Source organism: Pseudomonas sp. FG35, assembly GCF_057809295.1.
In genome coordinates this window covers 18,411-38,888 of the sequence record NZ_JBMDJR010000001.1, presented here as the reverse complement: position 1 = coordinate 38,888, position 20,478 = coordinate 18,411, and the positions used below count along the sequence as shown (strand labels likewise).

The 20,478-nt window shown below is 62.3% G+C and carries 17 protein-coding genes; 6 read left to right on the top strand and 11 right to left on the bottom strand.

Annotated elements, in window-relative coordinates:
- Nucleotides 1-14 precede the first annotated feature (14 nt).
- On the top strand, nt 15-1,229 hold the full coding sequence (locus ACODTD_RS00175) for an MFS transporter (protein WP_011333685.1): 1,215 nt from the start codon (nt 15-17) through the stop codon (nt 1,227-1,229).
- Nucleotides 1,230-1,275: 46 nt separating this feature from the next.
- Here the strand turns inward: ACODTD_RS00175 and ACODTD_RS00170 are convergent, their stop codons facing one another.
- The 4 genes from ACODTD_RS00170 to ACODTD_RS00155 form a co-directional block, all read right to left on the bottom strand.
- A complete protein-coding gene (locus tag ACODTD_RS00170) occupies nt 1,276-2,052 on the bottom strand; it encodes an alpha/beta fold hydrolase (RefSeq protein WP_011333684.1) in 777 nt (258 codons plus the stop codon).
- A 24-nt stretch (nt 2,053-2,076) separates the two neighbouring features.
- Entirely contained in the window at nt 2,077-2,586 is a 510-nt protein-coding gene (locus tag ACODTD_RS00165; protein WP_011333683.1) for a cytochrome P460 family protein, read from the bottom strand.
- A gap of 24 nt (nt 2,587-2,610) precedes the next feature.
- Nucleotides 2,611-3,654 (bottom strand): alpha/beta fold hydrolase, encoded by a 1,044-nt coding sequence (locus ACODTD_RS00160; RefSeq protein ID WP_011333682.1) that lies wholly within the window; start codon nt 3,652-3,654, stop codon nt 2,611-2,613.
- 86 nt (nt 3,655-3,740) lie between these two features.
- Complete coding sequence (locus ACODTD_RS00155) at nt 3,741-5,075, bottom strand: epoxide hydrolase family protein (protein ID WP_489104267.1); 1,335 nt, start codon at nt 5,073-5,075, stop codon at nt 3,741-3,743.
- Between the two features lie 216 nt (nt 5,076-5,291).
- Here ACODTD_RS00155 and ACODTD_RS00150 point away from each other — a divergent pair, with 216 nt between their 5' ends.
- On the top strand, nt 5,292-6,521 hold the full coding sequence (locus ACODTD_RS00150) for an MFS transporter (protein ID WP_489104266.1): 1,230 nt from the start codon (nt 5,292-5,294) through the stop codon (nt 6,519-6,521).
- On the opposite strand, the gene ACODTD_RS00145 is transcribed toward ACODTD_RS00150, so the two are convergent.
- On the bottom strand, nt 6,508-7,473 hold the full coding sequence (locus ACODTD_RS00145) for a quinone oxidoreductase family protein (protein ID WP_489104265.1): 966 nt from the start codon (nt 7,471-7,473) through the stop codon (nt 6,508-6,510). The genes ACODTD_RS00150 and ACODTD_RS00145 overlap by 14 nt on opposite strands.
- 338 nt (nt 7,474-7,811) lie before the next feature.
- Here ACODTD_RS00145 and ACODTD_RS00140 point away from each other — a divergent pair, with 338 nt between their 5' ends.
- The 3 genes from ACODTD_RS00140 (at nt 7,812) to ACODTD_RS00130 (ending at nt 10,837) form a co-directional block, all read left to right on the top strand.
- The gene (locus ACODTD_RS00140; protein WP_489104264.1) at nt 7,812-9,773 is read left to right on the top strand and encodes a PAS domain-containing sensor histidine kinase; all 1,962 of its coding nucleotides are present in this window, start codon (nt 7,812-7,814) and stop codon (nt 9,771-9,773) included.
- Nucleotides 9,773-10,144, top strand: coding sequence for a response regulator (locus ACODTD_RS00135; protein WP_489104263.1), 372 nt, complete (start codon nt 9,773-9,775; stop codon nt 10,142-10,144). Before ACODTD_RS00140 ends, ACODTD_RS00135 begins: the two co-directional genes overlap by 1 nt.
- 78 nt (nt 10,145-10,222) lie before the next feature.
- Nucleotides 10,223-10,837: a response regulator transcription factor gene (locus tag ACODTD_RS00130; RefSeq protein ID WP_011333676.1), complete on the top strand. Its 615-nt coding sequence runs from the start codon at nt 10,223-10,225 to the stop codon at nt 10,835-10,837.
- Here ACODTD_RS00130 and ACODTD_RS00125 read toward each other — a convergent pair.
- From ACODTD_RS00125 to hchA, 3 genes are all read right to left on the bottom strand, one after another.
- A complete protein-coding gene (locus ACODTD_RS00125; RefSeq protein ID WP_489104262.1) occupies nt 10,824-13,703 on the bottom strand; it encodes an ATP-binding protein in 2,880 nt (959 codons plus the stop codon). The genes ACODTD_RS00130 and ACODTD_RS00125 overlap by 14 nt on opposite strands.
- A gap of 121 nt (nt 13,704-13,824) precedes the next feature.
- A complete protein-coding gene (locus ACODTD_RS00120) occupies nt 13,825-14,544 on the bottom strand; it encodes a PA1136 family autoinducer-binding transcriptional regulator (protein ID WP_011333674.1) in 720 nt (239 codons plus the stop codon).
- Complete coding sequence (gene hchA / locus ACODTD_RS00115; protein WP_011333673.1) at nt 14,541-15,419, bottom strand: glyoxalase III HchA; 879 nt, start codon at nt 15,417-15,419, stop codon at nt 14,541-14,543. Before hchA ends, ACODTD_RS00120 begins: the two co-directional genes overlap by 4 nt.
- 164 nt (nt 15,420-15,583) lie before the next feature.
- Between hchA and ACODTD_RS00110 the strand changes: the two genes are divergently transcribed.
- Complete coding sequence (locus ACODTD_RS00110) at nt 15,584-17,443, top strand: ABC transporter ATP-binding protein (protein ID WP_011333672.1); 1,860 nt, start codon at nt 15,584-15,586, stop codon at nt 17,441-17,443.
- Between the two features lie 40 nt (nt 17,444-17,483).
- On the opposite strand, the gene ACODTD_RS00105 is transcribed toward ACODTD_RS00110, so the two are convergent.
- The 3 genes from ACODTD_RS00105 to ACODTD_RS00095 all read right to left on the bottom strand — a co-directional run bounded on the left by ACODTD_RS00105 (nt 17,484) and on the right by ACODTD_RS00095 (nt 20,411).
- Entirely contained in the window at nt 17,484-17,864 is a 381-nt protein-coding gene (locus tag ACODTD_RS00105; protein ID WP_489104261.1) for a nuclear transport factor 2 family protein, read from the bottom strand.
- Between the two features lie 74 nt (nt 17,865-17,938).
- The gene (locus ACODTD_RS00100; RefSeq protein ID WP_489104260.1) at nt 17,939-19,042 is read right to left on the bottom strand and encodes an alkene reductase; all 1,104 of its coding nucleotides are present in this window, start codon (nt 19,040-19,042) and stop codon (nt 17,939-17,941) included.
- Between the two features lie 109 nt (nt 19,043-19,151).
- A complete protein-coding gene (locus ACODTD_RS00095) occupies nt 19,152-20,411 on the bottom strand; it encodes a cation:dicarboxylate symporter family transporter (protein WP_489104259.1) in 1,260 nt (419 codons plus the stop codon).
- Between the last annotated feature and the right edge of the window lie 67 nt (nt 20,412-20,478).

Here is a 20,478-nt window from a genome sequence, read left to right as displayed (position 1 = left end):
ATGAGGCTTTTCCCATGGCAATCACCCGCAATCTCTCCGGCCACCAACAGAGCGTCACGGCGGTGATCGGCCTGCTGATCCTGTCCATCGCCCTGCGCCCGCCGATCATTTCGGTGGGGCCGATTTTGCTGTTGATCCAGCAGCACTTCCAGTTGAGCTATACCCAGGCCGCGCTGCTGACTTCGATTCCCGACGTCTGCATGGGTGTGTTTGCGTTGGTGGTTCCGAGTCTGGCCAGGCGCTTCGGGATCGATCGCAGTGTGGTGGTCGCACTGACGTTGCTGGGCGCCTCGACCCTGCTGCGGGCAATCTCGCCGAATGCATTCTTCCTGCTCGGCAGTACGTTCTTTGCCAGCATCGGCATTGCGGTTGCCGGCGCGATGACCGGCGCGTGGATCAAGACTCACTTTGCGCAACGCCCGGCGCTGTTCATGGGCATCTATGCCGGCGGCTTGAGTCTGGGCGCGACCCTCGCGGCGGTGCTCAGCGCGCCGATTGCCGAGCTGGCGCAGGACTGGCGGGTCAGCGCCGGGTTCTGGAGCGTGCTGTGCCTCACCGCCATCGCCAGTTGGGTGTGGATGGCACGCCGTTTTGCGACACCGGCGCCTGTAGTGAAATCGTCGTCGAGTCCGAGCAAACGCCTGCCCTGGAGCAATCCGCAGGCATGGCTGATCGCGTTGAATTTCGGGGCCGGGCAATTCGTGGTCTATGCCCTCTTCGCCTGGATGGCGCCCGCCTCGGTGGAAGCGGCCACGTCGAGTGTTTCCCCGGGCGTCCTGCTGGGCATTTTTACCGCGGTGTTCGCCGTGGCCAGCGTGGGTGCGGGGCTGATTCCGGGCAAGGCCCACGACCGGCGCGGTCTGCTCGGGTTGTCGGCGTTGCTGGCCCTGCTCGGGGTGGGCGGCATGGCGTTTCTGCCGGCTTACTGGCCGATGCTCTACGTGGTACTTGCGGCCATCGGTCTGGGCATGGGCTTCACCGTGGCCATGACCTTGCCGCTGGATCACGCCAGCACCAGCGAACAGGCCGGGTTGTGGACGGTGTTCATGTTGTTCATCGGTTACCTGATCGCCGCGCTCGGGCCGCTGCTGTTCGGCGCCTTGCGCGAATACGCCGGACACTATGGCCCGGCGTACACCTTGCTGTTCGCGGTACTGCTGTTGATGCTCGGCATCACCCCTCTGCTCAGACTGGCACCGGCAACATCTCCGCAGGTGTCCGTTGCCTGAGCGGGGGATGACAACCCTGCGACGCGCCGTAGCACGTCGCAGGGTTTCAGTTGGCCGCAGCGGCTTTTTCAATCAGCCGCGCCACGGGTGCCGGGTTCGACACCATCACCACGTGAGAGCCGCCCTTGACCACCTCGACCGCCTTGGCATCTGCACGCTTGGCCATGAACGCCATCGCCTGTGGCGGGATGTTCTTGTCCTTGTCACCGTAGATGTACCACGACGGAATGTGCTTCCAGGCCGGCGTTCCGGCCTGCTCGTTCAGCGCCGCTTCGGTGACCGGACGTTGAGTAGCCGCCATCAGCGCCGCTTGTGCAGCCGGGACGTCGGCGGCGAATTGATCGTGGAACTTGCTCTGCTGGATGTACAGGTCCTTGCCGCCGTCAGCCAGCGCAACCGGTGGCGCCAGCGTTGGTCCGAGGGTGCTGCCGGGAAACTTGCCGGCCAGCCCGGCAACGGTTTCACCGGCCTCGGGGGCAAAGGCGCTGACGTAGACCAGCGCTTTGACATTGGCATGGTCGTTGGCCGCCTCGCTGATGACGTTGCCGCCATAGGAGTGACCGACCAGCACCACCGGCGACTGGATGCTGCTCAGCAACGCCGATACCGCTGCGCCATCGCTCTTGACGCCGCGCAACGGGTTGGCGGCGGCGATCACCGTGTAGCCATCCTTCTCGAGAATCTTCGCCACGCCGTTCCAGCTCGACGCGTCGGCAAACGCGCCGTGCACCAGCACCACCGTGGGTTTGGCGGTTTGGGCGAAGGCATTGGCGCCCAGGCACAGGCCCGCAGCGATGCTCAGTGCAATCAGTGTTTTTTTCATCTGGATGTTCCTCGTATGACGGATTCAGGGAGCGTATCGAGTGAAGACAAAATCGTGGTTCTGCACCCGCGCCTGATGGCAGGCAAAGCAGGTCTGGTGCTGGGCTTCATCGGCAGGTTTGCCGTTGATGAACCGGCCGAATCCCCAGCCACCGGTCGAGGCGTATTTGCGCGAGTCCTTGACCATCACCTGAACGGTGGTGGCCGCCCCCGGAATCGAGGCCGGCTCGAATTCCGGCGACTGCACGTGTTTCCACGCCAGCTTCACCAGCACCGTGCCGTCGGGAAACGGCAGCGTCTTGCTCTGGTAAGCCTTGATCGCCCGGTCATTGCCCAGCACCGCGCGCAGTTCATCCAGCGGCGCGGCTTCCTGGGCCGGAGCAATCAGCGCCCACTGGCGATAGTTTTTCGGCAGTTTCACGCCGTAGATCGGCGAGGCATCGCCGTCATCGGCCTCGCCCAACGCGACACCGGTGGCCGCCAGTGCCGCGAGCGCGATGGCCGCTGGCAACACGGCCCAATGGTTGAATTTCATGGTCGGATCCCCTTCGGCCGGCAATCAGAGATGATCGGCATCGATCACCGCCTGAGCGAACGCCTGCGGCGCTTCCTGCGGCAGGTTGTGGCCGATGCCGCCGCTGATCAGCCGATATTCGTACTTGCCGGTGAAGCGTTTGGCGTAGGCCTCGGCCGGTGGGTGCGGCGCGCCATTGGCGTCGCCTTCCAGAGTGATGGTCGGTACGCCGATGGAAGGGAACGTCGCCAGTTTTTTCTCCAGCGGATCGTATTGCGCTTCCCCTTTGATCAGTCCCAGGCGCCAGCGGTAGTTGAAGATCGACACGGCGACGTGATCCGGGTTCTGCAACGCGGCGGCGCTGCGGTCGTAGGTCGCGTCGTCGAAGTTCCACTTCGGCGAGGCCAGCTGCCAGATCAGTTTGGCGAAGTCGTGGGTGTTCTTTTCGTAGCCCAGACGACCACGTTCGGTCGCAAAGTAGAACTGATACCACCACTGCAACTCCGCCGCCGGCGGCAGCGGCGCCTTGCCGGCGTCCTGACTGCCGATCAGGTAACCACTCACCGCCACCAGCGCTTTCACCCGCTCGGGCCAGAGCGCCGCGACGATGTCGGCGGTGCGCGCGCCCCAGTCGTAGCCACCGAGTACTGCCTGCTTGATTTTCAGGGCGTCCATGAAGTCGATCAGATCCTTCGCCAACGCCGCCGGCTGACCGTTGCGCACGGTTTTGGCAGACAGGAAACGCGTGTCGCCATAGCCGCGCGCGTAAGGAATCAGCACCCGATAGCCCTTCTGCGCCAGCGCCGGCGCCACATCGGTGTAGCTGTGAATATCGTAAGGCCAGCCGTGCAGCAGGATGACCACCGGGCCGTCGGCCGGACCCACTTCGGCGTAGGACACGTCCAGCAGTCCGGCCTTGACGTGTTTCAGCGCGCCGAACGAAACATGGGTGCCGGCGGTAATGGCGTCGATCTTGCCAGCGGGCACGTCGGCGGCGCTGGCGTAAGCCGAGGCGATGCCCAGCGCAAGCGCCAGGATCGAACCGGCGAGCACGCGCCGGGATGGGGTTACAGCGTTAGAGTCAGTCATGCCGAGTCTCCCTCGTGAACCGCCGGGCGGCGGTTCCGGGCTTGGGGTTAAAGGGCTGTGGGTTAAAGGGCTTGCGGATTGCAGGTCTAGCGGGCTGCCTGCGCAGCGGTTTTCTGCGCCGCCGCACGCAGTGGCCGGAAGGCTTCGCGCAGTTCTTCGCTGAACAGTTGCGGTTGCTCCCATGCCGCGAAGTGCCCGCCCTTGCTGACTTCGCTGAAGTAAGCCAGCGACGGATAGGCGCGCTGCGACCAGACTTTCGGCGCGCGGTAGATTTCGTGGGGGAACACGGTGATCGCCACCGGCACCTTGATGTCGGCAGTCTTCTGCGCGGCGGCGCTGAAGTTATTGTTGTTGTTCTCCCAGTAGAAACGGGAGGACGACGCCCCGCTGTCGGTCAGCCAGTACAGGCTGATGTCATCGAGCATTTCATCGCGGCTCAGGACCTTCTCGGGCTGACCGTCGCTGTCGGTCCACGCGGCAAATTTTTCGTACATCCAGGCTGCCGTGCCGGCGGGCGAGTCAGCCAGCAGATAACCGATGGTTTGCGGACGGGTCACCATCATTGCGCCATAGGCGGCGTTACGACCGAAGAACTGGCTGAGCGATTTGAAGGCCGTCACCTCCGGTGCAGTCAGCCCTGCCGGTGCCGGGTCGCCGCTGTTGATCGGCTTGACCAGTTCCGGCGGCACGGTGGCCGGCATGTTCAGGTGGATACCCAGCAAACCGGGCGGCGCCAGGCGACCCAGTGCATCGGATATCACCGATCCATGATCGCCGCCCTGGGACACGTAATGGCTGTAACCCAGGCGTGTCATCAACACATCCCAGGCCTTCGCGACCCGGTCAGGGCCCCAGCCGAGCTCGGTCGGTTTGCCGGAAAAACCATGGCCGGGAATCGACGGGATCACCACGTCGAACGAGTCCTCGACCTTGCCGCCGTACGCCACGGGATCGGTCAGCGGGCCGATGGTCTTGAGGAATTCGAACTGCGAACCCGGCCAGCCATGAGTAAGGATCAGCGGCATGGCGTTGGGATTGCGCGAACGCACGTGGATGAACTGGATGTCGACGCCGTCGATAGTGGTCACGAACTCCGGCAACGCGTTGAGCTTCGCTTCGGCCTTGCGCCAGTCGTAGCCGTCGCCCCAATACTTCACCAACGCCTGGACCTGCGCCAGTTGCACTCCCTGGGACACGTCGCCGACCGTTTCCTTGTCTGGCCAGCGGGTGTCGGCGATGCGTTTGCGCAGGTCGCTCAGCTTCGCTTCGTCCACATGGATGGTGTACGGGCGAATGGCTTGCGACGGATCCGCGGCCCAGACCCCGCTGCTGCCAGCGAGTACGGCAAGGCCGAGCACGCCGACCCTGATGGATGACGCCAGGCAATGGCGCCAGGTGAGACCGGACGAAACCGCAACCATGATGGATCTCCTTGTAGTCATTATTCGAAAGGCATCGCTAATCGGATCAGACCACTGCGCTGGCACCGGGGCGATTACACGATGGTGTCGGTCGATACCTTGGTATGACGCGCAGGCCTGGCGCACAAAATCGCGCTCGAATTCAGCAGCGCTTAACGGGCAGAATGCGGCGGGGAAAAGACCCATTTGAATCACAGAGCGGAACAAGGATCGCGGATGCGTGGGGAAATAGCGCTCGAACGCCTGAGCGGCACGCCATCGACCACTTCGCCGTGGTGGGTGATCGGGCTGTGCATGCTGTTCAACGTGATCGACGGACTCGACGTGATGGCCATGGCCTTCACTGCCAGCCGGGTTGCGGCCGAATGGGCGTTGAGCGGCGCGCAACTGGGCCTGTTGTTGAGCGCAAGCCTGGTCGGGATGGCGCTCGGTTCGCTGCTGGCCGCGCCCAGGGCCGACCGCTTCGGGCGCAGACCTTTATTGCTCGCCGGCCTGCTGCTCAGCGGCCTGAGCATGTTGCTGTCGTTCTGGAGCCCGGATCACCACGTATTGATGCTTCTGCGATTGCTGACCGGCATCGGCACCGGGGCGGTGCTGGTGGGGGCGAATGTGCTGACGTTCGAACACGCCAGCCCGCTACGGCGCAATCTGGCCATCGCATTGCAATCCCTCGCCTTTGCCATGGGCGCCAGTCTGGGCGGTGTGCTGGCGCATGTACTGAATGAATCCGTTGGCTGGCGGTATGTCTTTCTTGCCGGAGGTTGCATCACGCTGGCGGCCGCGCTTGCCGGCGTCTTTTGGCTGCGAGAGTCGCCGTCATTTCTGGCACTCGAACGCCGCACGCCAATCGCTACAGCGTCGCCTGACAACCCCAGCCGACCGCTTTTGCCCGGTCAGTGGCAACAGACCACATCGCTGGCACTGGCACTCTTTCTGTTGATGTTCTGCTTTTACTTCGTCATGAGCTGGACCCCGAGCCTGCTGGTCCACAACGGCTTTACTGATCGGCAAGGCGCACGTATCGGGGTGCTGTTGGCTTCTGGAGGTATGCTCGGCGCGCTGCTGCTGGGGCTGGCAGCCAATCGTTTCGGCTGCCGGCGATTGTTGTCGGGTTTTCTGCTGCTCAACGCCGCCCTGCTGCCCCTGATGGTGCCGGCCTCTCACGTACCCGGTGTGGCTGCGCTCGTGGCGGTTACGCTCGGCCTGATGCTCAACGGTGCAGTCGCCGCCCTGTATGTCCTGGCTCCTCAAGCGTTCTGCACCTCGGTTCGTACGACCGGTGTCGGCGTGGTGCTGGGGATGGGGCGTCTGGGGGCGATCATTTCGCCGCTGGTCGCCGGTTTTCTGCTGGATGCCGGATGGACCGCACAACACCTGTTCACGTTTTTCGCCGGTAGCCAGGTGTTGGCGGCCCTGCTGATCTGGCGTGGCACTAAGGGACGATGATCAGCTTGCCCGTCGTGTTGCGCGACTCGATATCAATATGGGCCTGTTGTGCTTCGTCCAGCGAATAACGCTTGCCGATGAAGGTTTTCAGTTTGCCGGTGCTGACCCACGCGAACAGTTGCCGGGATTTTTCCAGCAGCACCTCGCGATCGCGCACGTAGTGCATGACCGAGGGATACGTCAGCTTGATGCTGCGCGGCATGCTGAAGATATCGATCGGCGGTGTCGGATTCATGAACGGTCCGTACAAGGCCAGGGTGCCGAAGTAGTCCAACATCTCCAGCGAGTCGGCGAAACCTTCCGCGCCCGTGCCGTCGTACACCACATTCACCCGCTGCCCCTCGGTCAGGCGCATGACCTGTCCGGCAATGTTTTGCGCTCGCCCGATCACGACATAGTCAGCCCCGGCCGCGAGCACCGCCTCCACTTTGTCGGCATGGGACACCCGGCCAATGACTTTGCCGCCCCGCAGTTTGATCATCTGAGTCAGCATCAGCCCCACGCCCCCCGCCGCCGCGTGCACGAAGGCCACGTCACCCGGCTGGATCGCATGCACCTTGTCCACCAGATTGCTGGCGGTCAGGCCCTGCATCATCAGGCTGGCAGCGGTGCTGAAGTCGATATCGTCCCGCAATGGCACCAACTGGCTGACCGGGGCGATCACCTGTTCGGCGTAGCTGCCCGGTACGTAATGCCAGGCCACGCGGTCACCGACCGCGAATTCCGTCACCTGCGGGCCACTGGCCAGGACGACGCCGGCGCCTTCTGCACCCAGTGTCAAAGGCAGCTCCCACGCGGCACCGAGCCCGCGTCGGGCACCGGTGTCCATGAAATTGATACCCGCCGCCATGACCTTGACCAGGACTTGTCCGGGCCCCGGTTCTGCCAGTTGCATGTCTTGCACCGTCAAGACTTCGGGCCCGCCAAAGGCCTGGATAACCACTGCTTTCATAATGTTCTGCCCTGTCATCGGGACGACCGGTCCTGCTGCCTTTCGGGTGGCAGGAGCGCGGACGTCACGTTGCTTTCACTCAACGTCGAAGGACGTTGAAACCGGGGCCAAGGCTGCGCGGTGGATGTATCCACGCGGTTTCGCCAACCGGGCGCTTTGCATGTTTGTATGGCTGGAGAAGCCGTAGATACAGTGGCTTACAAATGCGCCACTGCGATGTCCGTCGCAGTGCGCGATGGCAGCAGATATTCGCTACGGGCGACACCAAAGTATGATGGGCGAGTGCCATCCGAAGGCGCATCTTTGTTCAACGGTGACTGCACACAATGAGAATCGGTATGACGAACGAGCAGGAGCGCGTCATCGAGGACGGCCCAGACCGCGGCAGTGACGCGACCATGCCAGCGCCGGGGGTCGACTCGATCATCGACAGCATCCCGGCCATGGTCGCCTTCATGACGCCGTCCGGTGAACTGGAACAGGTCAACCGGCAAATCATGGATTACATCGGCGCCCCGCTCCATGAACTGAAAAAATGGCAGGCCGGCGAAACCGTGCACCCGGACGACCTGCCCTCGGTCATCGCCGCGTGGATGCATTCGGTCGGCACCGGCACTCCCTACGAAATCGAACATCGCATCCGTCGCGCCGACGGTGTCTATCGCTGGTTCCATGTGCGCGGCCTGCCGATCAGAGACAGCGAAGGCACCATCACACGCTGGTGCGTGCTGCAGGTCGATATCGATGAGCGCCGGCGGGACAAGGCCTTGATCGCCAGTGCCCTGGCCGAAGTCAGCGCGTCGGAAGAACGTCTGCGCGGGATCATCGACGCCGTTCCCGGCTTTGTCTGGAGCGCCTCGCCGGAAGGCAGCGTCGGTTTCGTCAATCAACGCTGGTGCGATTACACCGGCATGTCCCTCGAACAAGCCTGCGGTGATGGCTGGACAGCGTCCATCCACCCGGACGACGCACCAGGGCTGGCAGGCTATTGGCAAGCGCTTCTGCAATCGGGCAGCGCCGGCGAATACGAGGCTCGACTGAAACGCTTCGACGGCGTTTACCGCTGGTTTCTGATTCGCGCCGTGCCCCAGCGCGACGATACGGGGCGGGTCGTGCGCTGGTATGGCGAGAACACCGACATCGAAGACCGCAAGCGGGCGGAAGTCTTTCTGGCCAAGGCCCAACGCCTGAGCGCCACCGGCACGTTTTCCTGGCGGGTGAGCACCGACGAGATCTCTTGGTCGGACGAGGTCTACCGCATCCTTGAACTGGACCCGGACACGCCGCCAGGTTTCGAGGCGATCTATCGCCGCGTGCACCCGGACGATATCTCCAGTCATCGGGAAATGATCAAGCGTCAACGCCGCAAGGGGCGCGACTTCGAACACGAGCACCGGCTGCTGATGCCCGACGGCACGGTGAAATACGTGCGGCTGGTGGCGCACTCGATCCCCCATGCGCCGGACGGTTTCGAATACATCGCCGCCCTGCAGGACATTACCCAGCGCCGGCTCGCCGAAGAGGTCTTGAGCAAGGCGCGCTCGGAACTGACACACCTGGCCAGGGTCGCCAGCCTCGGCGCGGTCACGGCGTCGATTGCCCACGAGGTCAATCAACCGCTGGCCGGCATCATCACCAACGCCAGCACCTGCCTGCGCATGCTGGGCGCCGACCCGCCGAATGTCGATGGCGCCCGGGAAACCGCGCGCCGCACCATTCGCGACGGCAATCGCGCAGCCGATGTGATCAATCGACTGCGGGCGCTGTTCTCGAAGAAAAGCATCACGATTGAAGACGTCAATCTGAATGACGCGGCACGGGAAGTCATCGCCATGCTGCTGGGTGAACTGCAACGCAACGGCGTGGTGCTGCATCCACAATTTGCCGAAGCCCTGCCGCTGGTCAGAGGCGACCGGGTCCAGCTGCAGCAGGTGATCCTCAACCTGATCATGAACGCCGCCGAGGCCATGAGCGCGATCCACGGTCGGCCCCGGCAATTGATCGTCAGCACCGGGCTTGGGGCGGACGAGAGCGTTTACCTGGCGGTGAAAGACAGCGGCAACGGCGTCGATCCGCAGGACATCGAGCGCATCTTCAACGCGTTCTACACCACCAAAAGCTCGGGCATGGGCGTCGGTCTGTCCATCAGTCGCTCGATTATCGAGCGCCACGACGGCAAACTCTGGGCCAGCGCCAACGACGGACCGGGTGCGACGTTTACCTTTGCCATCCCGAGTTCGACGGACTTGCCGCAAACCGCTAACCGCGACCTCGCCGATCGCACCGTGGAGAATGATTGATGGGTACGCCTTTGCTCGTATCGGTGGTCGATGACGACGAATCGGTTCGTGAATCACTGCCAGACCTGATCAAGGAGTTCGGTTTTGCCGTCCAGGCGTTTGCCTCGGCGCAGGCTTTTCTGGCATCGCCCTATCTGGACCTGACCCATTGCCTGATTCTCGACGTGGCCATGCCGGGGATGTCGGGCCCGGATCTGCAACGCGAGCTGCTACGCCGTGGCTATCGCATTCCGGTGGTTTTCATTACCGCGCACGGCGACGCCAGCGAACAGGCGAAGCTGCTGAACGGTGGCGCCGTGGAGTGCCTGTTCAAACCCTTCAGCGAAGCCCAATTGCTCAAGGCCCTGAGCGCCGCCCTGCCCCTCGACTGAGCGTGAAGCCGAACATAACAAGGAATCGACATGTTGAACGCGAACAACGCAATCGCCCCTTCCCGTGGAGCATTACCGATGAGTGAGGTCACGCCCGTCGTCTTCGTTGTCGATGACGACATTTCCGTGCGCGAGTCGCTGGAACTGATGATCCGCTTCGCCGGATGGCAGCCACGACTGTTCGAGTCCGCGCAGGATTTTCTCGACGCGCCCAGAGCGCTGGTGCCCAGTTGCCTGGTACTGGACATCAACCTGCCCGACCTGAGCGGACTGGATCTGCAGACCGCCCTGGCCGACGAACGCTACAACATGCCAATCATCTTCATCACCGGCTACGGCGATATTCCGCGCACGGTGCGGGCCCTGAAGGCCGGTGCGGTGGAGTTTCTGACCAAGCCGTTCAACGACGACGTGATTCTCAGCGCCATGGCCGATGCGCTACAAAGCAGTCGTGTGGCGCTGGAAGGAGAAAAGAATCTGCGTGCACTGCTTGAGGCTTACAAGACCCTGACGCCGCGCGAGCAGGAAATCATGGCTTCGGTGGTCAGCGGGCGACTCAACAAACTGATTGCCGCCGACCTCAACATCAGCGAAATCACCGTCAAGGCCCATCGCGGCAAGGTCATGCGCAAGATGAAGGCCCGTTCGCTGGCGGACCTGGTGAAAATGGCCGCCCTGATTACGCCGGAGTAGCGTGCAGGCTCTGCCAGAAACTTTCCAGCCGACGCAGATCAAGGCTGTCGAAGCCTTCCGAAGCCCGCTCGCGACAGGCGCCGAGCAACGTCCGGGCATGATCCGGCTGACCCTGTTCAAGCCAGAAACGGGCAAGATCCATCGTTGACCGCAACTCCCACGCCCAGGCGCCCTGCTCGCGGCTCAACGTGATGGAATCCTCAAGAACGGCCAGCATGACTTGTTCAGCTTCGGCCTGGATGACCTTGAGAATACCGGCCTTGATCCGCAGTAACTCCGGCAGCGCAAAGGCATCACCGCTTCGGCGGCAGTGATCGATGGTGCTGTCGACCAGGGTCAGTGCCTTTGGGTGTTGGCCCACCAGGATCAGGCCTTCGGCCAGTGCGATTTCAAATGAGGTCGTCAGCAGTTCGTAACGCATGCCCCGCAACCGCGCCAGACTTTCTTCCAGCATGGCAACTGCATCCCCCGGCTCCTCGGCGCGGATGGCGATCGCCGCACGCAACCCGTGGCAGGCGGCAATGTAGGGGCCGAGTGCGTTGGTTTCGGCGATGGCGCTGAACCGCTCAAGGCTCGCGGTGGCCTTCGCCAGATCACCGGTCCAGATATAGATGCACAAGATCCAGACCATGGCGATGCAGTAGGTGACCGGATGCTGCAACGCCGACGCTTCGGCCTCAATCTGCTCGGCCCAGCGCCGCGCCTGGTCGGGATAGCCCAGCAGCCACAGCGAGCGCGCCAGCGCCAGCCCCGTGCGATTGCGGTGATCGAAGCCGTAGTAAATCGTGTTGCTGGGATGGGACGGCAAGCTGTTGCGCAACGAGCTTTCCAGTTCCTGACGGGCCAGACGCTGGTTGCCGAGCAGATGATGGGAGATGCCGGTCAGCGATGAGGCAATCGCGATGGCGGCAGGCTCGTTGAGGATGTTGCCGACCACCGCGGCCTGCTCCGCCCAGGCCAGCGACGACGGGAAATCACCGATGCGTTCGTAGAAAATCTGCAAGCGGCCCAGCAGCCGCAATTGTGAGCCGTAGTCGTTCAACGCGACTGCAATGTCCTGCGCCCGGAGCAAGGCTTTTTCCGCGGCTTCACTGTTGCCTCGGGTGAACATCAGCACCAGACCGAGCGCGGCTTGCAGTTCCATTTCGGTGGGCGTGCCGTAGTACCCCAGCTCCAGCAGTTCCACCGCCCGGGAACACCAGGTGCGGCACTCGACCAGCAAGGAAAAATGCAGGAACAACGGCGCGCTCGCAGCCGCCAGCGGCAACGCCAGGCCGGGATCGCCGTGGGGCCCGAAGCTCCATTCCAGCGCACCGCGAACATTGCCCAACTGGCTGGCCAGACGCGCCGAGTGACGGAAAATTTCGTCGGGGGAAGTTCCCAGATGCCCAAGCAAATCCATGTAAAACGCCGCGTGGCGGAACGCCAGCGCATTGACCTCGGCCTCTCCCCGCGCTGTCAATTTCTCCCGGGCGTAGGCGCGCGTCATCTCCAGCAAGCGATACGAATCCGTCGAGTCGCTGTGATCGACCGTGACCAGTCCCTTGCACACCAGATCATCGAGGATCGCGGCCGTTGTGGCGCTTTCGTGTTGCGATTCGGCAACTACCTGCGCGGCGGCTTCCTGGGAAAACGGCCCGACGAAGACCGAAAACCGCTCCAGCGCCAGACGCTCCTGCGGCGACAGCAGGTCATAACTCCAGTCGAGCATGGCACGCAGGGTCTGATGGCGCGGCACCGCCGTCCTGCGTCCCGACCAGCCCAGCGAAAAACGCTCGCCGAGCAGCGCGTGGGTGGCCTTCAATCCGTGGCTGGCGACCCGCATCGCCGCCAGCTCGATCGGCAGCGCCATGCCCTCCAGCCGCTGGCAAATGTCCGCAATCATTTGCCCGCCGCCCGCTTCCAGCAGCGTGGCATTGCTCAACGACGCGCGTTCGACAAACAGCTTGATGGCCGGGAATGCCAGCAACTCCTCAACGCCGAGGTGTTGCGGCTCACGGGGAAATTCCAGTGGATTGAGCCAGTGCACGTATTCGCCACGCACCCGCAGCGGCTCGCGACTGGTGGCCAGAACCCCGACCTCCGGCGCGGTGTCGCTGATCTGTTCCAGAAGGATCGACACCGCGTCGATCAGGTGTTCGCAATTGTCGATCACCAGCATCAACCGCTGCTCGCGCAAATGCGCGAGCAGGACGAACATCGGGTCTTCGGCCTGCACCGGGATGTCCAGCGATCGGGCCAGTGCCGATGGCACCAGCGCGCTGTCTTCCACTTGTGCCAGATCGACGAAGCTGACGCGCTCATAGCCTTGGGCGGCGATGCGGTGCGCCACTTCGATGGCCAGGCTGGTCTTGCCGACGCCGCCGGGGCCGACGATGGTGAACAACCTCGGTTGCTGCATATGGTCGATGACCAGTTGCAGATCGATCTCGCGGCCGATCAGTCTGGCCCGTGGCGGCAGACTGCAGACGCCCTCTGTGGCTCGGGTCGCGATGGGCGCCGGGTGCACAGCGGTCTGTTTTCTTTCCAGCGGCGCGACGAAGGCATACCCCACGCCCACCTGGGTCGCGATGTAACGTGCCTGCTCCTCGCCATCGCCGAGAATCCGCCGCAGGCCGGTCATATGGAAACGCAGACTGCCTTCGGCCACCACACTGTCGGGCCACACCTTGTCGATCAGGTCGTACTTGGACAGCACCCGCCCCGGCTGCTCAAGCAAGGCGATCAGCAGATCCAGCGCCCGTCCGCCGATCTCGACCGCCACCCCGTTGCGGGTCAGCAGACGTTTGCCTGGAACGACACAGAACGGTCCAAAAATGAATTCGGTCGTGAGGGATTCGCGCAATGCGTCCGGAAAAGACTCCACGAGGATCGATCTCTCTAAAAAACGTAAAGGGCTGCGCCGGTTACAGACAGCCGGCGCGGGCCCTTTGCATCATAGGAGTTTTGCACCGCCGTTCAAGCACGGCACCGGCAGAGTGAGAACCTCACCCCTTTATTTCACCCTTGCGAATGGCAATTTTGATGGCCTGAGCAGTGGTGGCCACGCCCAGATGCCGACGCGCCGAACGCAGGTGATTTTCCACCGTGCGCCCGGACAAGCCGAGTGTGGCGGCGATGTCGGCCTGCCGGCGACCGGCGGCGACCCACGCCAGCACTTCGCGCTCGCGGGTCGAGAGTTTTCCGGCCGTCTCGTCCAGCGGCGCTTCGAGCAAGCGTCGGGCGGAGAAAAACGCCACCGAGGCGAGCATGCCCAGCGCCAGACGAACCCGCGCCGAGGCATCGATCTGTTCGCCACCCAGACTCATGGCGCCTTCAAGCCCTTGTGGACCGAAGACCGGAATCTGCAATCCATGCACGCCCGGGCCGCTTGGCACGCGAACCAGCCGATACAGTTCGCCGCTCTGCTCCTGCACCTTGCTCCAGAAGAACGATTCGCGGGCGTCCAACAGGTGGCGAGTCACTGGGCAGCGCTGAACGTAGGTCTGGGCGTCGACAGCGATGCCGTCGCCGAACCAGTCGCCTTCCACCCAATAAATGCGCTCGACCACGTCCTCCGACGCCGAGGTGGCGGAGAACAGGACGAACCGATCGTAACCATAGGCCCCGGCGAAACCGCGAACGGCCTTCTGGATCGCCACCAGCGTGGGCGCCGCCTCGATGTCGAGGGCGGCGCGCAAGAGTGCTTCGGCAGGTCCGGAGCTCACCCCGACGTGACCTCTTTGAGGAGCGCGGCGGCCGCCAGTTTGCCCAGTGCGTTGCCCGCCAGCGGACTGTCACCGGTCAGCAGTTTGCGATCCTGAAGCGTGGCCCCGGAAATGTCCTGGTTAGTGATTTCCACACCGAGCGCCTGCAACTGCTCGCCGAATTTCCAGGTCAGGTGGCCGGGCATGTAACCGATGTCGGGGGTTGTAGAGTCCAGGGCATCGGGAAAGGCGCAAATCCGGTAACCGTTGAAGATGCATGAGTCTTTTGTTTCACCGAGGCCGGCCGCCAGCAGCGCCGCCGGGCCGTGGCACAGGGTAATGACGAATTTGTCCTTGGCGATTGCCCATTGCAGGATCTTTTTCACGTCCTCGCTTTCCGGCAGGCCGATCAGCGCGCCGTGGCCGCCGGGAATGAACACGCCGATGTAATCAGAGTCCTCGCCCAGCGCTTCTTCGATCACCTGGGACAGCTTGAGTGGACGCTTGAACTGATCGCGGTATTGCTCGTAGAAGCCCTTCACTTCGGCGTCTTCGGAGGGCATGGCCCAGAATTCGAACTTGACCGGATTGCCCGACAGCGTCGCGACATCAAAGCCAAAACCGGCCTTGTCGAGGTGATACATCGGCAGCAGCGTTTCAACCGGGTGATTGCCCGTGGAGAACATGGTGCCGTTGTCGGTCAACAGATAGCGCTCGTCCGCGCCGATCATCAGGACCTTCCAGCGCCCGCCCTTGTAACGGTTCGGGTACTCGGCATCACTGAGATCGGATTTGGGCGAAGTGAACTGGCTGAGGGAATATGGCGAGGGGAAAAACGCGTTGTCCTCGGCCGGATCGGGGGTTGGGCGCTTGTCGTCAGTCTGCGTGGTAGCCATGGTGCTCTCCATCGAGTGGGTCAACGTCGGAGTTCATGCTAGTAAGGCGTCAGCGTTACAACAATGAGGGTTTTCCCTCAAAAGATCATGCACTGAACCTGCGGCCCCTCAATGTGATCGATAAGTGGCAGAATCCCCGCAACTGATGATTTCGGAGACCCCCAATGCTTCGCCTGTTTGAACAACGGCTCGACCCCTTCCCGCCCGACGAAGCGCCGCCACCGCCGGTCGGTCTGGCGCGATTCCTGTGGGCCTGCACCCGTGGCGCTCGCGGCTATATCCTCGCGTTGGCGCTGCTCAGTGCCGGTGTGTCGATCTACGAAGCCTGGTTGTTTTCCTTTTTGGGTCAGGTCGTGGATCTGCTCTCGACCTGGCAGGCCGGCGGCGATGTGAACGGCCAGGAGAGCCGCGTGCTGTGGGGCATCGGCATCGTGTTGCTGACCAGCGTCGGGCTGGTGGCGCTGCGCACCATGGTTCAGCATCAGGTGTTGGCGATCAATCTGCCGCTGCGTCTGCGCTGGGATTTCCATCGACTGATGCTGCGGCAGAGCCTTTCGTTCTTCTCCGACGAGTTTTCCGGTCGGGTCACGACCAAGGTGATGCAGACGGCGCTGGCCGTGCGCGAGGTGCTGTTCACCGTCATCGAAATCGCACCGGGTATCGGCGTCTATTTCATTGCGATCATCGCCCTGGCCGGCGGCTTCGCCCTGAAACTCATGCTGCCGTTCATTGCCTGGGTCGCGCTGTTCGGGCTGGCGATGCTGTATTTCGTACCGCGCCTGGGCCAGGTCGGCCAGGAACAGGCCCACGCGCGATCGTCGATGACGGGCCGGGTTTCGGACGCCTACACCAACATCACCACCGTCAAACTGTTCTCCCACTCCAAACGTGAAGCGCATTTTGCGCGGGCGGCGATGGAGGATTTCAAGCAGACCGGTTTCCGCCAGATGCGTCTGGTCAGCCAGTTCGAGATCGTCAATCAGGCGCTGGTGGTCGGGCTGATCATGGGCGCCGGCGGCTACGCCTTGTGGCTGTGGCATCAGGGCGAAGTCGGCACCGGGGCCGTGGCGGCGATCACGGCCATGGCGCTGCGCATCAATGGCATGTCGCACTGGATCATGTGGCAGATGACGTCGCTGTTCGAAAACATCGGCACGGTGCAGGACGGCATGGACACCCTGACCCGTGGCCCCAAGGTCCAGGATGCGCCGGACGCCGGCGTGCTGGTGCCTTCCGGCGGCGCCGTGGAATTCGACAACGTCAGCTTCAACTACAACGGCGAACGCCAGGTGCTCGACGGCTTGAGCCTGAGCATCCGACCGGGGGAAAAAATCGGTTTGGTGGGCCGCTCCGGCGCCGGTAAATCCACGCTGATCAATCTGCTGCTGCGCTTCTATGACGTGGATCGCGGCGAGATTCGCATCGACGGGCAAAACATCGCGCAGGTGACACAGGACAGCCTGCGCAGCGCGATCGGCATGGTCACTCAGGACACCTCCCTGCTGCACCGCTCGATTCGCGACAACATCGCCTACGGCCGACCGGACGCCACCGACGAACAGATCCAGCGTGCTGCGGCCAACGCCCAGGCCGACGGCTTCATCAACCAGCTCAGCGACCGCCAGGGCCACACCGGCTACGACACCCTGGTGGGCGAGCGCGGCATCAAGCTTTCCGGTGGCCAGCGCCAGCGCATTGCCATTGCCCGGGTGATGCTCAAGAACGCGCCGATCCTGTTGCTCGACGAAGCCACCAGCGCCCTGGATTCCGAAGTCGAAGTCGCCATCCAGGAAAGCCTCGATGAAATGATGCAGGGCAAGACCGTGATCGCCATCGCCCATCGACTGTCGACAATTGCGGCGATGGATCGACTGATTGTCATGGATGAGGGGCGCATCATCGAGCAAGGCACCCACACCGAACTGCTGGCGAAGAACGGCACCTATGCGCGGCTTTGGCAGCACCAGAGTGGCGGGTTTCTGGGTGAGGATCAGGGACTGACCGAGGCGATGGATCAGGCGTAATCCGTGCTGCCCCGGTGTTGCCGGGGCAGACGACGAGGGCTCAGACGCTCGGGTGGGTGTGGTAGATCTTGCTGACGATCGTCCACTTGCCTTCCACCTTCAGCAGGTTGAAGAAGTCGGTGAAACGAAACCCTGACACATTGTCGGTATCGACCCGGGCACTCGCAGCCGTGCCGACGATATCGATGCGAACGATGGCGGCTTCGGCTTCGGGGGATGGACGGAACGCGCTGTCGATGACGTCATACAGATTCTGGATCACGCCGCCGACGAGCTTGCCGTCGTCAACCCCGAACATGGTCGCCTGCGCATTGAACGCGGGCTTCATCAAGGCGCTGTCAGCCTTTGCTCCACCTTCGTTGTACTGGCTGAGCACTTCGACGATTGCGTTGTATTCCTGCACGTAAGTTGGATGGCTCATGATGAACTCCTGATTGCTGTGAATGTGTTTTTCAATCGAGCCGCCCTGCGCCGATCCGGCACGGGGCGCACAAATCAATGGTCAGCCGTTGGCCAGTCGGTGTAGCCCTTGGCGCCGCCTCCGTAGTAGCTCTCGCGTGGTGCGATGGTCAGTTCGGTGCCCCGACGCAGGCGCTCCACGAGGTCGGGGTTGGAAATGAACAGGCGCCCGAACGCCACCGCGTCAATCCGGCCCTGCGCCCGGCGCTCCAGTGCCATCTCGAGGTCGTAGTTGTTATTGCCGATGAAGGGGCCTTCGAACTGCGCGCTCAATGCATCCAGATCAACGCCATCAGGAACCGTGCGCGAGGTCGCGGTGGCGCCTTCGACGAAGTGCAGATAGGCCAGATTGAGCCGGTTGAGCTGCTGAATCAGATATCCGTAGGTCGCCATGACATTGCTGTCGGGAGGTGTGTTTCCGGCATCGGGCGTGACCGGCGAAAGACGAATGCCGACGCGGTCACTGCCCCAGATCGAAATCACCGCTTCAGTGACTTCAAGCGTCAGTCGGGCGCGGTTCTCAATGGTGCCGCCATACCGGTCAGTGCGCTGATTGGTCGAGTCACGCAGAAACTGGTCGAGCAGATAGCTGTTCGCCGAATGAACCTCCACGCCATCGAAACCGGCACGCCTGGCATTTTCAGCGGCGCGCTTGTATTGCTCGATGATGCCGGGAATCTCCGATGTCTCCAGCGCTCGGGGCATCGACACTTCGACAAAGCCGTTCTCGGTGTAGGTGCTGCCTTCTGCCTTGATCGCCGAGGGCGCAACGGGAGCGGCGCGGTCGGGCTGCAACTCGACGCTGGAAAAACGCCCCACGTGCCACAGCTGGCTGACAATCCTGCCACCTGCGGCATGGACGGCGTCCGTGACTTTTTTCCACCCCGCCACCTGCGCGTTCGACCAGATCCCCGGCGTCATGGCGTAGCCACGCCCCTGCGCCGAAATGTTTGTCGCTTCGGCAATGATCAAGCCGGCACTCGCGCGCTGTGCGTAGTAAGTAGCGTGCAACTCGTTCGGAACGCCGTCTTCAGCCATCCGGCTGCGGGTCACGGGCGCCATGACAATCCGGTTGGTCAATTGCAGGGCGCCCATTTGCATGGGAGAAAAAAGATCCGTGTTGCGACTGTTATCAATCATGTTGCATACCTTCAATATCAGACCGGTCGTCTAGTAACCTGATGAAAAAAATCGCCTGTACATCAGCAGGCGTTTACTCGTGCAGCGCCGTCAGTGCTCCTTGTGATCGTCAGGCCTTTTGTACGTCCGGGCGGGTGCGCGAAGGCTCAAGAGTCACCCTCTCCCATTTGGCGATCACCAGGGGCGCGATCGCATTGCCCAACACATTCAGGGTGGTGGTGCCGCTGTCGATAATCCTGAAGATGCCGGCGATCAGTGCCACGCCCTCCAGCGGTAGACCGGCAGACGCCAATGTGGCCGACAGGATGACGATGGCGAATCCAGGCACCCCGGCAGCACCTTTGGAGGTCAGCACCATGGTCACCACCAGCAGGATTTCCTGAGAAAGCGACAGATCGATTCCATAAAGCTGGGCGATAAAGATTGTCGCCACCCCGAGGAAGATCGAGGCGCCATCAAGGTTGAACGCGTACCCCACTGGCACCACAAAACTGACAATACGCCGTGGCACCCCGTAGTTCTCCAGCTTGCTCATCAACTGCGGCATGACCGCTGCGGAGGCAGCACTGGAGAACGCAAGAATCAACTCGTCGCGGAAATACCTGATCAACTTGAAGATGTTCTCGCCGATCAGGTAACTGATTCCTCCGAGCACTACCAATGCGAAGACGATCAGCGCCAGATAAACCACACCAATCAACTTGAGCAGGGGCAACAACGAGGCAAAACCGAAGGTCGCGACGGTCGCACCGATCATGCCGAACACCCCTATCGGGGCATAGGCCATGACGATCGAGACGATCCTGAACATCGCATCCGAAATGCCTTGGACCAGCGCAACCACAGGTGCACTTTTTTCCTTGGGCAATGCGTTCAGCGCGACACCGAACAACACCGCGAAGAACAGGACCGAAAGCAGCTTCGCCTCGGACATCGCCACCAGAACGTTATCCGGAACGATGTTTTGCATAATCACGAGCGCGCCCTTCGAAGGCTCCATCGTGATGGCGGTAGCACCATGCGCGATGCCCGAAATATCGGTGCCCGTACCGGGTTCGAAGAGGTTCGCGAAACACAGGCCGATCACGATGGCCAGGCCGGTGATCGCAAAGAAATAGCCCAGCGACTTGATGCCCATCCGGCCGAACGACTTGTTATCCCCGCCACCGGCGATACCCAGGATCATGCAACAGAACACGATGGGCACGACCACCATCTTCATCATCTTGATGAAGATATCGCCAAGCGGTTTCAGGATCTCCGCACTGACCCACGACTGATACTGCGGATGGGTGTTGAAGTACCAACCAACGAGCACGCCAAGCAACAGCCCGGCAACGATTTGCCACACCAGGGGAATACGTTTCATGTCTAGCCTTTTTGTTGGAATGAAAGGACTGCATCAATTCGGCAGTTGCTAGAGTCATGAGCTTCCA

What these genes read in the sequence shown, in the direction of transcription:
- ACODTD_RS00105 (WP_489104261.1), bottom strand. Translation starts at nt 17,864, where the DNA reads ATGAGCCATCCAACTTACGTGCAGGAATACAACGCAATCGTCGAAGTG.
- ACODTD_RS00135 (WP_489104263.1), top strand. Translation starts at nt 9,773, where the DNA reads ATGGGTACGCCTTTGCTCGTATCGGTGGTCGATGACGACGAATCGGTT.
- ACODTD_RS00110 (WP_011333672.1), top strand. Translation starts at nt 15,584, where the DNA reads ATGCTTCGCCTGTTTGAACAACGGCTCGACCCCTTCCCGCCCGACGAA.
- ACODTD_RS00155 (WP_489104267.1), bottom strand. Translation starts at nt 5,075, where the DNA reads ATGGTTGCGGTTTCGTCCGGTCTCACCTGGCGCCATTGCCTGGCGTCA.
- ACODTD_RS00130 (WP_011333676.1), top strand. Translation starts at nt 10,223, where the DNA reads ATGAGTGAGGTCACGCCCGTCGTCTTCGTTGTCGATGACGACATTTCC.
- ACODTD_RS00140 (WP_489104264.1), top strand. Translation starts at nt 7,812, where the DNA reads ATGACGAACGAGCAGGAGCGCGTCATCGAGGACGGCCCAGACCGCGGC.
- ACODTD_RS00165 (WP_011333683.1), bottom strand. Translation starts at nt 2,586, where the DNA reads ATGAAATTCAACCATTGGGCCGTGTTGCCAGCGGCCATCGCGCTCGCG.
- ACODTD_RS00160 (WP_011333682.1), bottom strand. Translation starts at nt 3,654, where the DNA reads ATGACTGACTCTAACGCTGTAACCCCATCCCGGCGCGTGCTCGCCGGT.
- ACODTD_RS00095 (WP_489104259.1), bottom strand. Translation starts at nt 20,411, where the DNA reads ATGAAACGTATTCCCCTGGTGTGGCAAATCGTTGCCGGGCTGTTGCTT.
- ACODTD_RS00145 (WP_489104265.1), bottom strand. Translation starts at nt 7,473, where the DNA reads ATGAAAGCAGTGGTTATCCAGGCCTTTGGCGGGCCCGAAGTCTTGACG.
- ACODTD_RS00100 (WP_489104260.1), bottom strand. Translation starts at nt 19,042, where the DNA reads ATGATTGATAACAGTCGCAACACGGATCTTTTTTCTCCCATGCAAATG.
- ACODTD_RS00170 (WP_011333684.1), bottom strand. Translation starts at nt 2,052, where the DNA reads ATGAAAAAAACACTGATTGCACTGAGCATCGCTGCGGGCCTGTGCCTG.
- ACODTD_RS00175 (WP_011333685.1), top strand. Translation starts at nt 15, where the DNA reads ATGGCAATCACCCGCAATCTCTCCGGCCACCAACAGAGCGTCACGGCG.
- ACODTD_RS00150 (WP_489104266.1), top strand. Translation starts at nt 5,292, where the DNA reads ATGCGTGGGGAAATAGCGCTCGAACGCCTGAGCGGCACGCCATCGACC.
- hchA (WP_011333673.1), bottom strand. Translation starts at nt 15,419, where the DNA reads ATGGCTACCACGCAGACTGACGACAAGCGCCCAACCCCCGATCCGGCC.